We start from the raw sequence: 13,915 nt of genomic DNA, 5'->3' as shown, positions 1-13,915 counted from the left end.
ACAGAAATCGTCTCGTTCCCGCTTCCTACCCCGACAATTCCCATCGCGCCATGCTTCCAGGGGGGACCTGTGCGCCAAAGAAGCAGATCTGTCCATCTCTTGCTCGCCGCAGCGGTACTGGGTACCGCATCGACGGCTCTTTCCGCCGGTCCCGCTCAGGCCACCGGTGAGACCACACTGACCGCCGATCCGCTGAGCACCTGGCAGACCGACGGCATCGTGTGGGCCATGGCCTACGCCAAGGGCATCGTGTACGTAGGAGGCACTTTCAGCCACATTCGGCCGCCGGGTGCGGCCCAGGGCACCGGTGAGGTCGCCCGGACGAACTTCGCGGCCTTCGACGCGAAGACCGGCCAGCCGCTGCCGTGCGCCCCGGCGTTCACCGGCGGTACGGGCACCATCCGGGCCATGAAGGCCTCGCCCGACGGCTCGAAGATCTACATCGGCGGCTCGTTCGGGAAGGCCGGCCCGGTGGGGCGGTCCAACACGGCCGCGCTCAACACATCCGACTGCACCATCGGGGCGGACTGGCAGCCGACGGTCAGCTCGACCGTGCGGGCCCTCGACGTCACCGACGACACCGTCTACATCGGCGGTGGCTTCGGCACCGTCCAGGGACAGACCCGCGAGCGGGTCGCCGCCCTGCGGCCCGACGGCACCCTGCTGCCGTTCAAGGCGACGATCCGGGGTTCCTCGGTCGGCAACGACCCCACCCCGGCGGTCAACGCCCTCACGGTCGCGCCCAAGCTCAACAAGATCATCATCGGCGGCCGGTTCACCTCGGTGAACGGCAGCCTCTTCGGTGTGCACGCGCTCGCCGGGCTCGATGCCACCACCGGCCGGGTCGTCAACTCCTTCACCGGCTGGATCCCCAACCGCTCGGCGGTCAAGGCCCTGGTCAACGACGGGACGAACTTCTACCTGGGTGCCGAGGGCACCGGCGGCGGGGTCTTCGACGGCCGCGCGGCCGGCCGGCTGTCCGACGGCGCCCAGCTGTGGAAGGACACCTGCCTGGGTGCCACCCAGACGGTGCTGCCGTACAAGGGCGTGCTCTACAGCGGTTCGCACGCGCACGACTGCTCCGACACCCCGGGCGGGTTCACGGACATCAACAACCGCCAGCACTTCCTGGCGCAGTCGATCTCCGACAAGACGATCCTGCCCTGGTTCCCCGACACCAACGACGGGATCGGCGAGCAGATCGGCCCGCGGGCGCTGACCATGGCCGACGGCGTCCTGTGGGCGGGCGGCGAGTTCACCACGGTCAACGACGCACCGCAGCAGGGCCTGACCCGGTTCACGGCGGCGCCGGACACCGGGGCACCGCAGGTGCCGCTGCTCAGCGGGGCGAGCGGCTCGCGCGGCCGGATCACGCTGAACTGGAAGGCGTCATGGGACCGGGACGACGGCGTCCTGACCTACAAGATCTACCGTGACGGCGAGTACCTGACCTCGCTCAACCAGGACTCGCGCTACTGGAACCGGCCCAACATGAGCTTCACGGACACCGTGGAGCCCGGGTCCCAGCACCGTTACTCGATCGAGGTCACCGACGGCACCAATGTCTCGGGCCGCAACGGCCCGGTCTATGTGACCGCCAGGAACTGACCGCAGGGCAAGTGGGGGGTAAATGACACACCGAGTAGGTTACGCACCCGGGGTCTACGACCTTTTCCACGTCGGACACCTCAATATTCTCCGGCACGCCAAAAGCCAGTGCGACTATCTGGTGGCCGGTGTGGTGTCGGACGAAATGGCTGCCCAGGCCAAAGGAAAGGCACCGGTGATTCCGCTCGCCGAGCGGCTGGAGATCGTGCGCAGTGTCCGGTTCGTGGACGCGGCGTTCGTCGAGACGGTGCCCGACAAACTGGAGACCTGGCAGCAGGTGCGTTTCGACGCCATCTTCAAGGGCGACGACTGGCGGGGGACGCCCAAGGGCGACAAGCTCGAACGGGATTTCGCGACGGTCGGGGTCGATGTGGTCTATTTCCCCTACACCGTGCACACATCGAGCTCCTTGTTGCGCAAGGTGCTCGACGGGCTCGCGAATTCGGCGTGAGCCCCCCGGGGTGACGCCGCGGGGCGCCCGGGCAGCACGCCCGGGCACCCGGTCCGTCCCCGGCCCTCAGCGGCCGGGGGCGGACAGTTCGCGGTACCACTTGACCAGGAACGCCACCATGAAGAGCACATGGGCGACGAGCAGACCGCAGTACAGCGCCAGGAACAGGTCCCGGCTGCCGAACAGCAGGAACATCGCGCAGAACACGCCGTAGTCGACGAAAAGCAGCGCGACGGCGCGCAGCGGGGAAACCGGTGCCGCGGGCGCCGGCCCGTTCGCCCCGGCCTTCTGCCGTTCGGCGCGCTTGAGTTGGTCGGTGAGGATACCGCCGAAGAAAACCATCACCGCCGCGAACTGGAACACGATTGGAACGAGAAACCAGCGGGGGTCGGAGAATCCGAAGTAGCGGTGGAACGAGAGCAGTACGGCCATGTGCAGGGCCAGCATCTTGGCGCAGTCGACCACATGGTCCAGCCACTCCCCCGCCGCGCTGCCGGTCCCGGTCAGCCGGGCGAGCTGCCCGTCGGCGGAGTCGAGGGCGAAACCGAGGACCAGGGCCGCGAAAACTCCGACCGCCACGGCAGGAGAGGGCCGCAGCGTCGCTATCATCACCACCCCGGCAAAGGTGAACACCGCGCTGATCATGGTGATGTGATTGGGCGTCAACTTCAGGGTGTAGCCCGCGGCGGCCAGCACCCGGCCGGCCGGCCGGTTCACATAGCGCGAATACAGGGACACCCCCTTCGCGGATTTCTGGGCCGCCGACAGCTGTCTGATCGCATATCCGAACTGGCTCATGTCCCCCACCTGATGAATGGACCCCCGAAGGAGCAACATCATGGCAGGCACGCCTTTCCCGTCAACCGGAGGTGCCACCCGCCGGTCCCTCCTGGCGGGCACCGCCGCCGCGCTGGCAGCCGCCCTCACCGGGTGCGACTCCCCGCCGTCCCCTGCCACCCGGCAGTCGACCGATGACGCGAAAGCGCCGGTGGTCACCGGCCACAAGCCCCAGGGCAAGGACGTCATCGACGTGGTGGCGGACTTCGGCGCCAAGGGCGACGGGCGCACCGACGACAGCCGGGCCTTCGCCCGCGCGTACGCGTACGCGGCGCGCCGGGTGTGGGACCACGTCGGCCGGACCGTGATCGATGTGCCCGCCGGCACCTACCTGATCCGCTCCCCCAACGCCCTGCTCGACGCCCGGGGCGGCAAGCTCAAGGCCAACGGCTTACGGTTCCGCGGGGCCGGCAAGCGCATGACCCAGCTGCTCTTCGCGCCGCACCGGGCCGAGAACGCCTATCTGTGCCGCAACGAGGACAGCTGGGCGAATGTGATGTTCGAGCAGATGGGCTTCGCCGCCGCGACCCCCGGCGCCTCGTTCTTCTACTCCTACTCGACCGGCCAGGCTCAGGACTACCGCTTCACCGAGTGCGAGTGGACCGGCGAGTGGACCTACGGGGTCGCCCTGGACGGCAGCAACACCAACTCGGAGATGCGCTGGGACGCCTGCCGGGTGGGCGGCGCCTACCGCAAGGCGTTCCTGTACTCCGGGCTGTCGCAGAAGTCGCTCAGCCACCCGCAGCAGGACCAGTTCCTCAACTACTGGTTCAACGACATGAAGGTCGAGTACGCCTGGGGCAACTTCCTGGAGTTCCCCTACGGCGGCTCCATCACCTGCCGCGGCGGCTCCTACATCATCACCGGCCGCCGCCCCGACGACTCCGGCGACTACGGCCGCACCAGCACCTTCTTCCGTTTCCCGCGCGGCCCGCACCACGACTCCGTCCAGCGCTTCCACGCCGAGGACATCCGCTTCGAGGTGCGCTACCCGGACACCGTCGTGATCGACTGCGCCTGGGACAGCGGGACGGTGCACTTCAACGACTGCGACGACACCGCCCAGGCGTTCAAGTCCTTCGCGCAGGACAGCAGCCCCCACCGCTACCGCATCGGCTCCCAGGGCCCGCTGGTGCGCTACGACTCGTGCCAGCTGTCGGGGCAGCACGCCTACGAGGCGGAGAGCGGCGGGTCCGGCCCCCGGGCCCGCTACGACATGTGCCGCTTCCGCAACCACGCCCAGCAGGACTTCATCAAGGGCTCGGGGGACCGGGTGTCCTTCGTCGACTGCCTGGGGTCCTGAGCGGGCCGGCGGCGATGGCGGGCGCGGGGCTCCGGCCCGGCGCCCGGCTGCCGACGGTGATCAACGGCACACGTACTGGTCAGTAGCGTTCTCCTCGTGCGGGCCTAGAGTGAGGGCCGAACGGCGCCGCCGGACCCCGGCGGCCTCCCGCCCTCCGAGCCGACCAGGGAGACTGCATGCGCTCTCCGAAGGACTTCTTCCGCCCGCTGGCCGTCGGGGCGCCGACACCGGTACGCGAGGTACCGTTCCGGCCGTCCCGGATGATCCACTTCTTCGACCCGGGCAACGAGAAGATGGCCGCGAAGGTGCCGTCCATCGTCCCCACCGTGGACGTCCTGCTCGGCAACCTGGAGGACGCGGTCGCCGCCGACCGCAAGGAAGCGGCCAGGTCGGGCCTGGTGAAGATCGCCAAGGCCACGGACTTCGGCGACACCCAGCTGTGGACGCGCATCAACAGCCTGGACTCGCCCTGGGCATTGGACGACCTGCTGACCCTGGTCACCGAGATCGGCGACAAGCTGGACGTCATCATGGTGCCGAAGGTCGAGGGCGCCGAGGACATCCACTACGTCGACCGCCTGCTCGCCCAGCTGGAGGCGAAGGCACAGGTCCAGCGGCCGATCCTGGTGCACGCGATCCTGGAGACGGCCACCGGCGTCGCCAACGTCGAGGAGATCGCCGGCGCCAGCCCCCGGATGCAGGGCATCTCGCTCGGCCCCGCCGACCTGGCCGCCAGCCGCCGGATGAAGACCACCCGGGTCGGCGGCGGCCACCCCGGATACCTCGTGCGGGAGGACCCGCACGGCGCGGACGGCGCCGCGCCGCGGGCCACCTTCCAGCAGGACCTGTGGCACTACACCCTGGCGCGGATGGTCGACGCCTGCGCGGCGCACGGCATCCTGCCGTACTACGGCCCGTTCGGCGACATCAAGGACACCACCGCCTGCGAGGACCAGTTCCGCAACGCCTTCCTGCTCGGCTGCGTCGGCGCCTGGAGCCTGCACCCGGTGCAGATCGGCATCGCCAAGAAGGTCTTCTCGCCCGCGCCCGCCGATGTCGCCTGGGCCCGCCGGGTCATCGAGGCGATGGGCGACGGCACCGGCGCGGTGATGATCGACGGCAAGATGCAGGACGACGCCACGTACAAGCAGTGCCAGGTGGTCGCCGAACTCGCCGACGCCCTCGCCGCCCGTGACCCCGAGCTGCGCGACGCCTACGCCGCGGCCGAGAAGGAGTAAGACCCGTGTCCGACGCGATCCTGCGGCCGCGCCGCTCCGTGCTCTACATGCCCGGTGCCAACGAGCGCGCACTGGAGAAGGCCAAGTCCCTGCCCGCCGACGCGCTGATCCTCGACCTGGAGGACGCCGTCGCCCCCGACGCCAAGGCCGACGCCCGCAAGCGGGTCGCGGCCGCCGCGGCCTCCGGCGAGTACGGCTACCGCGAGGTGACGATCCGGGTCAACGCGCCGGGCACCGCCTGGCACGCCGACGACCTCCGGGCCGCCGCCGAGGCCGGTCCGGACGCGGTGGTGGTGCCCAAGGTGGAGTCCGCGGAGACCGTGCGGGAGGTCGAGCGCGCGCTGGAGGCCGCCGGCGCTCCGGACCACACCGCCCTGTGGGCGATGGTCGAGACGCCGCGCGCGATGCTGGACGCCCGTGCGGTGGCCGCGGCCGGTGAACGGCTGACCGTGCTGGTGATGGGCACCAACGACCTGGCCAAGGAGCTGCACGCCGAGCACGTCCCCGGCCGGGCGCCGCTGCTGACCGGGCTGTCGCTGGCCCTGCTGGCGGCCCGCGAGAGCGGCAAGGTGATCCTGGACGGCGTCTACAACGACGTGAAGAACCCCGAGGGGTTCGAGGCCGAGTGCCTCCAGGGCCGGCAGTTCGGCTTCGACGGGAAGACGCTCATCCATCCGTCCCAGGTCGAGCCCTGCAACCGGGTGTTCGCCCCGTCGGCGGAACAGATCGCCCGCTCGCGGAAGATCATCGACGCGTTCGACGAGGCCACCCGCGAGGGACGCGGCGTCGTCACCGTCGACGGCCGGCTGATCGAGAACCTGCACGTCGAGGACGCGCGGCGGATTCTCGCCCTCGCCGAGGCGCTCGACGGGCGCGGGTAGGGACGCGCCCGTCCAGGGCCGTCCCGGTGAATCCCATAATCGGACAGGGTGAACATGTGAGGCGGGCCGCTGCTCCTGCTAGGTGGATGCGGGCATCCGGGATACCAACATCCGGGGACCATCGATGAGGTGCAGGAGCACACTGTGAAGAACACGGCACGTGTCAATTTCGTGATGGCGGGCGCCTGCGGCCTGCTCCTGGCCGCAGGCGGGGCCGCGCCCACCCCGGCGTGGGCCGGGTCCGGCGGCGACGGGGTCTCGAACAGCAACACCGTCGCCCGCTTCGACGCCAGGTTCAACTGCGGGCCCCGGGCCAGGTTCTGCATCAACGGGCCGGTGCTCAGCGGAAATCCCGGGCGTGCGCAGAACGTCTATGTCTCCGGCTCCAACAGCAACAGCGGCAGCCCGAAGAACACCAACGGAAACACCAACGACGACAGCGGCGGCACCACCGGCTCCGCGAAGAAGTCCAGCAACAACATGCAGCACGTCGGCCACCACGGCAGCCAGAAGCTGTGACGGCACGCTGATCCGCACCGGCCCCGGAGCCCGGGGCCGGTGCGGATGCCGACGCGGAAACCACGCTCGCCCGGCGGAGATCCGCCGGGCGAGCGTGTGCGGGCCTTCGGACGTACCGGGCCCGTCGGCGCAGGTCTGCGGATCAGTGGAAGAGCAGGCCGCCGAGGATCCGCTGCACGTTGTTGGAGCTCCCCGTGGAAGCGCCCGTGACGGAGTTGGCGCCGTTGGTGGTTCCGTTCGTGTTGGAGAGATTGCCGCTGTTGTTCGGGTTTCCGTGGTTGATGAAGTTGCCGCTGTTGAGGCTGTTGCCGCTGTTCACCGGCCCGTTGATACAGGCGTGGGGCGAGGCGAGCACCGGCGACTTGTAGTGGACCTGACCGAGGCGGTTGTTGCAGACCACGCCTTGGACCGTGCCGGTCACGCTGCCGACATCGGCGTCCGCCACTGCCGAGAGCAGGGATTCCGGAATCGTCACCGCCTCGGCGACCCCGCCGCCGAGCAGCACCAGCCCGCACGCCCCGACGACGCTTCCCGCCCGCATAATTCTTCTCACGACGCTCCTCGCCTCTTCATCCTTCTGCTGCCAGACGTATCGTGCTGCCGTTGTCGGGCCGCAGCGTCGTTCAACCCGCGGGGAGCAAAACGCCCGTCGGCCACAATCAGCCGGGTGGCCCAACAATCTGCATGGCCGCACGGGCCGTCCGGGCCCTTCCGGCGCTCCGGTGTCCGCTGCCCGCGGGCCGGGGCGCGGCGGCCGTCCCTAGGTGGTGCTGTGCGGATGGCAGGCCGTGGCCGAACGCGGCGGCCAGGTCTGGGGGTCGAGGATGCCCAGGACGTAGGCGCGGGCGACGAGGGCGGGTCTGGTCGGGGCGTCGAGGAGGTCGCGCAGGCGGCTGAGGTGGTAGTCGACGGTCTGCCGGGAGAGGTGCAGGGACGTGGCGATCTCCGCGTTGCTGCGGCCGGCGGCCAGCAGGGACAGGATGCGGATCTGACTGGCGGTCAGCGCCGGGTGGGCTTCGTGGGCGAGTCCGTGGTGGGTGACGACCGCCCAGACGCTGGTGGCGCGGTGCGCGCTCCGGCCGACCGTCGTGAGGTGCAGCCGGGCGCGGCGCTGCCGGCCACGGGCGTCCAGGAAGAGGGCGGAGGTCTGGATCCGCCGGCTGCGGCGCGCTATCAGGTCGTGCCAGCCGCGCCGTAGCGCCCCTAACTCCGGTGCGGGCGCCAGCATCGTGTGGGCGCGGCGGCCGACGAGGTCGGAGAGCCGGGTCTGCAGCAACTCCGCGGCCGCCGCGCTCGCCTGCTGGATCCGTCCGCCCGCGGAGATCAGGGCGCAGGCCAGTCCGCTGTGGTCGCGCAGCGCGTGCAGGCTCTCCTCGGCCTCCCGGCGCTGGCGCAGGGCACGGGTGTAGTCGCTGATGTCGACATAGATGCCCGCGACGCAGGTCTGGCCGCCTTCCCTGACGGGGAAGCGGTGGCCGACCGCCTGCCCGCTGGTGCCGTCGGCACGGTGGTAGGTCAGGGTGTGCCGCACGGGTTTGCCGCGGGCCAGCACCTCCTGGTCCAGGGCGAGGACCTGCGAGGAGTCGGCGGGGCCGTCGATGTCCGTGACGTACCCGCCGATGACGTGTTCCGGTGTGGTGCCGTAGAGGTGGGCGTAGGCGTGATTCGCCCAGAGGTAGCGCCCGCTGCCGTCCCGGATGAAGGCCGCGGCGGGGGCGAGGTCCGCGAAGGCGTCGTAGCGGCGGACGGCGGGGGCGCGTGGGGCGACCTCCACCGCCAGGCCTCGGGAGCGGCCCTGCCGGGGTACGCCGAGGGGCCAGTTCACATCGAAGACACGACCGTCGAACTGGGCTTGCCAATGGCTGGATTCCGGTGCTGCGGCCGGCTCGGGGAGTTCGCTCCGCACGGCGTCGAGGAACCGTTGGGCTGTCCCCGTGTCGTCGAAGGCGCCACCGCCGCTGTCGATCACGCGCAGCTCACGGTCGGCCTCCCACCAGGACACCGGGAGGTGTTCGAGCAGCGACTTCAAACTGGTCTCGTCCACGACGGGCCCCTTTTTGTGGTGAAGAGTTCAATGGTTTTGGACGGCGCGCCATGGCCATAGGTATCCCCCAGCGTTGCGCGACATGCCCGGTTCTCGGCCGATCTGGCGCGTCCGCGCACCTCCCCTCCGATACGGCCGCCATACGGCATCACGGAACCTTCACCGTTGATCAACGGGTTCCACAACTCTGGCATTTGCCTGAGCGGTTGCGGCCCGATGCGGGGAACCGTGAGCCGCACGGCTGTTTCGCTTGAAGCACGGCGTCCGGATGTGAGTTCCGGGCGTCCTCGGCCGTTTGGTCCATACCCGTATGAAGAGGAGTCGGATTCCAGTGAGCAAGGTGCTGTTCGTGTATGCCAAGGGCGGTCCGCCCTTGGGGTACGCCCTGTCACGGGTCGCCGCACGGTCGGCAGTGCACCTGCTGGCGCTCAGCGCGCTCCCGCCCACCGTGGCCGCGTCCGCCGACCGGCTGTGCGCCTCGGTGCTGAGACCTTCCGAACCCGAACGGCGCGACCTGGTGTCCCTGATCGTCTCCCGGGCCCAGGCGGTGGGCGCGGACGCGGTCGTCACCTTCTCCGAGTACGCGGTCGTCGCCGTGGCGGAGGCCTGCGAGAAGCTCGGCCTCGCCGGTGCGGGCGGCTCCTGCGCACTCGCCCGCGACAAGAGGATGATGCGGCGCACCTGGCAGGACCAGGGCATATCCCAGCCCCGCTTCCGACCCGTCGCCACCGAACAGGATCTGCACGACGCGGCCGCCGCGCTGCGCTTCCCCTTGCTGCTCAAGGCCGCCTGGAGCGCCGGATCCACCGCCCACCGGATCATCCGCCGCCCCGACGAGGTGCCGGCGGCCTGGGCGCGGGCGCGGGAGGTGATGGCCGAATCCGCGCAGTTGGGCTACGCCGAACTCCATGTGGCCGGTGCCGGGGCGGACTTCCTCGTGGAGGAGATCGTGCAGGGCACCGCGTCGGAGTGGTTCGACCAGGAGGGCTGGGGCGACTACGTCAGCGTCGAAGGCGTCGTCGTGGACGGTGACTTCCGCCCGGTGTGCCTGAGCGGACGCATGCCGACGGTGGAGCCGTTCACCGAGCGCGCCGGCATCACCCCCGCCGCCCTGCCGCACGACGCCCAGCGGCGCATCGTCGCCCTCGCGCGCGACGCGGTCGACGCGCTGGGGCTGCGCAACTGCGGTACGCACACCGAGATCAAGCTCGGTGCCGACGGGCGGATGTGGGTGATCGAGACCGCCGCCCGGTTCGGCGGGGCGATGACCGTCCCGCAGATCGAGGAGGTCTTCGGGCTGGACCTCATCGGCATGCTCACCGACCACCTGCTGGGGCGCCCGGTCTCCTGGCCCGCCGAGGCCCGCACCCCGCAGGAGGCGGACGGCGCGGCCGGGTCGCTGGTCGTCCTGGCCGTCGACGGCGCCGGTGAGGCCTGGCCGGACCGGCGTCTGTGGGACTTCCCGACGGTGCGCGAGGCGGTGCCCGTCAGCGCGGGCAGCCGGCTGTCCGTGGTGGCCGAGAACTCGCTGCCGGACGGGACGCTGGTGCCGGTGTACGACCCGGCCGCGGGCGCCAACACCATGGCGGCGCTGTGCCTGCTGTCCGCCGCCGACCCGGAGACCGTGATCCGCGACTTCCGGACCCTGGTGGACGCCCTCCCCAAGGTCCTCCCCCACGGCACCACGGAGGCACAGTCATGACCACCGCCCTCCTGCCCTCCGGCGCGCCGGGACCGGTCACCGACCGCACCGTCATCGGCGAGAACCTCTCCCTGCCGCTGTTCCGCACCCTCTCCGGCGTCCTGGCCGGTCACCCGTACCTCAAGGTCGTGGTGGACCGCATCGAGAACACCTGGCACCTGCTGGACACCGCGGCCCACCCGTTCCACGTCAACTACATCGCCACCCGCGTCCTCGGCATGGAGCTCGCCGACCTGGACTCCTGCCTGGACGCGTTCAACGCCTCGGTCTACATGGACCCCGAGCGCCGCTTCCTGCTGGGTGTGCTCTCGCTGCACACCGACGAGGACGCCGAGGGCCGGGAGCGGCCCTTCCTGGTCCTGGAGACCACCGAGGCCGACACCATGAACGGCCGGCTGCTGGAGGAGTTCTACACCTTCGTCCGCCACCGGGTCGACGGCCGGCTGCCGCTGCTGCTGAAGCCGGCGAACCACGGCCAGGAGCACGAACTCGCCGCGATCAGCGACGTCCACGTGCCGCGGATCCTGGGCCATGAGCTGTTCGGCAACCGCACCCGTACCCCGCTCAACCCCGGCGAGGCCGTGGGACGGCTGCGCTACTTCCGCACCCCGGAGGAGTACGCGGCCGAGGCCGACGGGCTCGGCTGGTCCGACATCGTGGCCATGGCGTCGCTGCCGGACGATGTGCCGCGGGTGGCGGGCTTCCTCAACACCGCGCCGGGTACCCCGCTCTCGCACACCAATGTCCTCGCCTCCGGCTGGGGCATCCCCAACGCGATCGTCCGCGACCTGGACCGTCTCGTGGAGGCGGACGACCTGGACGGCGCCTGGGTGCGCTACCGGGTGCAGGACGACGAGATCAGCCTGGTCCCGCTGGCGCACGTCCCGGAGCTGGACGCCCCGGCCTGGCACCAGCAGCGCATCCGGATGGAGCCGCCGCTGCTGGAGGACGTCCCCGCGCTGTTCCTGCACCGGCTGCGCCGCGCCGACCAGGACCGGTACGGCACCAAGGCGGCCAACCTCGGGGAGCTCCACCACGTCCTCGACAGCCGCTCCGCCGACCTGACCACCTTCTACGGGCAGCCGCGGCCGCCCCGCAACGACCTCTACGGCCACCTCGCGGCGCGGCTGGGTGTCCCGGACGCGTCGGGTGCCGAACTGCGGGACCTGGCCGCCGACTTCGTGGCCGGCACCATCGCCGCGCCCGACGGCATCGCCCTGCCCTTCGCCCTCCAGCACCGCTTCCTGACGTCCTCGCCGGCCGTGCAGCAGGGCCTGGGCAAGCTCAAGATGGCCCTCGAACTCGACGCCGTCGACGTCCTGGACGCGCTGTGCCTGCACCTCCAGCAGCTCATCCGGAACACCCCCATGCCCGACGAGGTGACCCGGCAGATCACCCAGGCGCTGCCCGACGGCCCCGACGGGCAGCGGCTCGTGGTGCGCTCCTCCTCCAACGCCGAGGACCTGCCCGGCTTCTCCGCGGCCGGCGTCTACGACTCGGTCAGCACCGTGCACGGCGAGGACGAACTCCTGGACGCGGTGCGCCAGGTGTGGGCCTCCCTGCTGTCGCCGCGCAGCGTCCGGCTGCGCCACCAGGCGGGCATCTCCCTCGACGACACCTACATGGGCGTGATCATCCAGCGGTATGTGCCGGCGGACCTCGGCGGGGTGCTGGTGACCTGCAACCCGACCCGGCGCACGGACTTCCGCAATGTCTACGTCAACTGCTCGCCCGGCTCGCCCGAGACCGTCGTCGACGGCACCACGCTGCCGCTGCAGTACCTGTACAACACGGTCGAGGGCGGCGGCCGCACCGTCGCGCTCGGCTCGACGGGCAAGGACCTGCCCGTCGGCACCCGGGACAAGCTCGCCCGGCTGGCCCTGACCGGGCGGCTGCTGCAGTCCCACTTCAGCGACGGCGACGTGGACCATCCGCTCGACATCGAATGGCTGATGACCGATCAGGGGGACTTCCGCCTGGTCCAGATCCGCCCCTACGCGCTGTGATCCGCCCGTTCAGCGGCCTGCGGGGCGCCCGTGACCCCCGGGCCCCGGGCGCCCTGACCCCGCGGGCCCGCCGGATCATCCGCCTCAACAACGGCTTCCAGCTGCTGTTCAACCTGCTGTGGTGGATGCCGGTCTTCTACGCCTACCAGCGGGAGGCCGGGCTCTCCGACGGGCAGATCTTCGGCATCCAGAGCATCTACTACATCGCGTTCTGCCTCTTCGAGATCCCGACCGGGCTGGTGGCCGACCGGATCGGTGCCCGCAACTGCCTGCGGGCCGGCGCCGTCGTGATGACCGCGGCGAACCTGGCCCCGGTCCTCTCCCCCAGCTACACCGGCTTCCTGGTGCACTTCCTGGCCATCGCCGCCGGCCGCTCGCTGACCTCCGGCGCCGCCAGCGCCTACCTCTACGACGGCCTGGCGGCCGAGGGCGCGGGCGAGCACTACCTGAAGGCCGAGGGGCAGGCGCGGGCGCTGGGGCTGGCCGCGAAGGTGCTGTGCTGGCCGCTGGTCGGTCCGCTGATGGCCCTGGCGCACCCCACGCCGTATCTGCTGAGCGCCGCGAGCGCGGCCGGCTCGCTCGTCTGCGCCGTGGTGCTGCCGCGGCACGCCGCGCCCGCCGGCCGGGACCGGGCCGGGCAGCCGGCGCGCGGCGGGCTCACATTCCTGCGCGACGCCGCCACGGCGCTGCGCTGTGTGTGGGCCACGCCGTGGCTCGCCCTGCTCATGGTGCAGGGCGTGGCCGTCTTCACGCTCTCCCGGATCTGCCAGGTCAACCTCTTCCAGCCGGTGCTGCTGGACCACGGCATCCCGGAGGGCTCGCACGGCGGTGTGCTGGCCGCCATGACCGTCGCGGAGGCGGTGGCCTCGGCCCGTCCGCAGTGGCTCGGCTCGCGGCTGTCACCGGTGGCCTGGGTCTCGCTGCTCAGCCTCGCGATGGCGGCCGCGCTGGCGGGCAGCACCCTCGGCGGTCCCTGGACCGTGATCGCCCTGCTGTGCGTGTTCGCCGCGGTCACCGGCTTCGCCTATCCGCTCCAGCGCAAGCTGGTGAACGACGCCATTCCGGCGGGTGCGCCGCGGGCCACGCTGCTGTCCGTCGAGAGCATCGTGGACCGGGCCGTGTGCGCGCTGGCGGCCGTGGCCGCCGGCGCCTACCTCTCGGCGGGCCGGCTGGACGCGCTGCTGTGGCACAGCGCGGTGGTGACCGGCGTGGTGATGCTGGTGCTGCAGCTGGTCCTGCGGCGCGTCCCGGGACGGCCCCGCAAGCGGCCGGTCGGGGAGCCGGTCCCCGAGCTGGTCACCACAGCAGGAAACCCCTGAGGGTCGC

12 protein-coding genes are annotated in these 13,915 nt (G+C 70.9%); 9 read left to right on the top strand and 3 right to left on the bottom strand.

What is annotated here, in order from left to right:
• Positions 1–99 precede the first annotated feature (99 nt).
• Complete coding sequence (locus AB0411_RS06450; RefSeq protein WP_366416093.1) at positions 100–1,608, top strand: fibronectin type III domain-containing protein; 1,509 nt, start codon at positions 100–102, stop codon at positions 1,606–1,608.
• Positions 1,609–1,630: 22 nt separating this feature from the next.
• Positions 1,631–2,059: an adenylyltransferase/cytidyltransferase family protein gene (locus tag AB0411_RS06445; protein ID WP_260634361.1), complete on the top strand. Its 429-nt coding sequence runs from the start codon at positions 1,631–1,633 to the stop codon at positions 2,057–2,059.
• 66 nt (positions 2,060–2,125) lie between these two features.
• Here AB0411_RS06445 and AB0411_RS06440 read toward each other — a convergent pair whose 3' ends face one another.
• On the bottom strand, positions 2,126–2,857 hold the full coding sequence (locus tag AB0411_RS06440) for a CDP-alcohol phosphatidyltransferase family protein (protein ID WP_366416092.1): 732 nt from the start codon (positions 2,855–2,857) through the stop codon (positions 2,126–2,128).
• Between the two features lie 40 nt (positions 2,858–2,897).
• On the opposite strand from AB0411_RS06440, the gene AB0411_RS06435 reads away from it, so the two are divergent.
• The 4 genes from AB0411_RS06435 (at position 2,898) to AB0411_RS06420 (ending at position 6,837) form a co-directional block, all read left to right on the top strand.
• The gene (locus AB0411_RS06435; protein WP_366416091.1) at positions 2,898–4,199 is read left to right on the top strand and encodes a glycosyl hydrolase family 28-related protein; all 1,302 of its coding nucleotides are present in this window, start codon (positions 2,898–2,900) and stop codon (positions 4,197–4,199) included.
• Positions 4,200–4,375: 176 nt separating this feature from the next.
• On the top strand, positions 4,376–5,437 hold the full coding sequence (locus AB0411_RS06430) for an HpcH/HpaI aldolase/citrate lyase family protein (protein WP_366416090.1): 1,062 nt from the start codon (positions 4,376–4,378) through the stop codon (positions 5,435–5,437).
• A 5-nt stretch (positions 5,438–5,442) separates the two neighbouring features.
• Positions 5,443–6,318 (top strand): HpcH/HpaI aldolase/citrate lyase family protein, encoded by an 876-nt coding sequence (locus AB0411_RS06425; protein ID WP_366416089.1) that lies wholly within the window; start codon positions 5,443–5,445, stop codon positions 6,316–6,318.
• 129 nt (positions 6,319–6,447) lie between these two features.
• On the top strand, positions 6,448–6,837 hold the full coding sequence (locus AB0411_RS06420; protein WP_403146603.1) for a hypothetical protein: 390 nt from the start codon (positions 6,448–6,450) through the stop codon (positions 6,835–6,837).
• Positions 6,838–6,979: 142 nt separating this feature from the next.
• Here AB0411_RS06420 and AB0411_RS06415 read toward each other — a convergent pair whose 3' ends face one another.
• Both AB0411_RS06415 and AB0411_RS06410 read right to left on the bottom strand, forming a co-directional pair.
• Positions 6,980–7,378, bottom strand: coding sequence for a hypothetical protein (locus AB0411_RS06415; protein ID WP_366416315.1), 399 nt, complete (start codon positions 7,376–7,378; stop codon positions 6,980–6,982).
• 219 nt (positions 7,379–7,597) lie between these two features.
• A complete protein-coding gene (locus AB0411_RS06410; RefSeq protein ID WP_366416088.1) occupies positions 7,598–8,881 on the bottom strand; it encodes a helix-turn-helix transcriptional regulator in 1,284 nt (427 codons plus the stop codon).
• A 331-nt stretch (positions 8,882–9,212) separates the two neighbouring features.
• On the opposite strand from AB0411_RS06410, the gene AB0411_RS06405 reads away from it, so the two are divergent.
• Genes AB0411_RS06405 through AB0411_RS06395 form a run of 3 tightly spaced genes read left to right on the top strand, consistent with a single transcriptional unit; the run spans position 9,213 to position 13,908 of the window.
• Entirely contained in the window at positions 9,213–10,583 is a 1,371-nt protein-coding gene (locus tag AB0411_RS06405; RefSeq protein WP_366416087.1) for an ATP-grasp domain-containing protein, read from the top strand.
• The gene (locus AB0411_RS06400; protein ID WP_366416086.1) at positions 10,580–12,589 is read left to right on the top strand and encodes a PEP/pyruvate-binding domain-containing protein; all 2,010 of its coding nucleotides are present in this window, start codon (positions 10,580–10,582) and stop codon (positions 12,587–12,589) included. Before AB0411_RS06405 ends, AB0411_RS06400 begins: the two co-directional genes overlap by 4 nt.
• On the top strand, positions 12,586–13,908 hold the full coding sequence (locus tag AB0411_RS06395) for an MFS transporter (protein ID WP_366416085.1): 1,323 nt from the start codon (positions 12,586–12,588) through the stop codon (positions 13,906–13,908). The genes AB0411_RS06400 and AB0411_RS06395 overlap by 4 nt, the downstream gene beginning before the upstream one ends.
• Positions 13,909–13,915 lie beyond the last annotated feature (7 nt).

Origin of the sequence: Streptomyces angustmyceticus, from assembly GCF_040701845.1 — a bacterium.
GTDB classification, from domain to species: domain Bacteria; phylum Actinomycetota; class Actinomycetes; order Streptomycetales; family Streptomycetaceae; genus Streptomyces; species Streptomyces angustmyceticus_A.
This window is presented reverse-complemented; position numbering and strand designations above follow the sequence as displayed.

Bases quoted from the DNA above. Each gene is read 5' to 3' on its own strand.
- AB0411_RS06445 (WP_260634361.1), top strand. From the start codon at position 1,631: ATGACACACCGAGTAGGTTACGCACCCGGGGTCTACGACCTTTTCCAC.
- AB0411_RS06440 (WP_366416092.1), bottom strand. From the start codon at position 2,857: ATGAGCCAGTTCGGATATGCGATCAGACAGCTGTCGGCGGCCCAGAAA.
- AB0411_RS06435 (WP_366416091.1), top strand. From the start codon at position 2,898: ATGGCAGGCACGCCTTTCCCGTCAACCGGAGGTGCCACCCGCCGGTCC.
- AB0411_RS06430 (WP_366416090.1), top strand. From the start codon at position 4,376: ATGCGCTCTCCGAAGGACTTCTTCCGCCCGCTGGCCGTCGGGGCGCCG.
- AB0411_RS06415 (WP_366416315.1), bottom strand. From the start codon at position 7,378: ATGCGGGCGGGAAGCGTCGTCGGGGCGTGCGGGCTGGTGCTGCTCGGC.
- AB0411_RS06400 (WP_366416086.1), top strand. From the start codon at position 10,580: ATGACCACCGCCCTCCTGCCCTCCGGCGCGCCGGGACCGGTCACCGAC.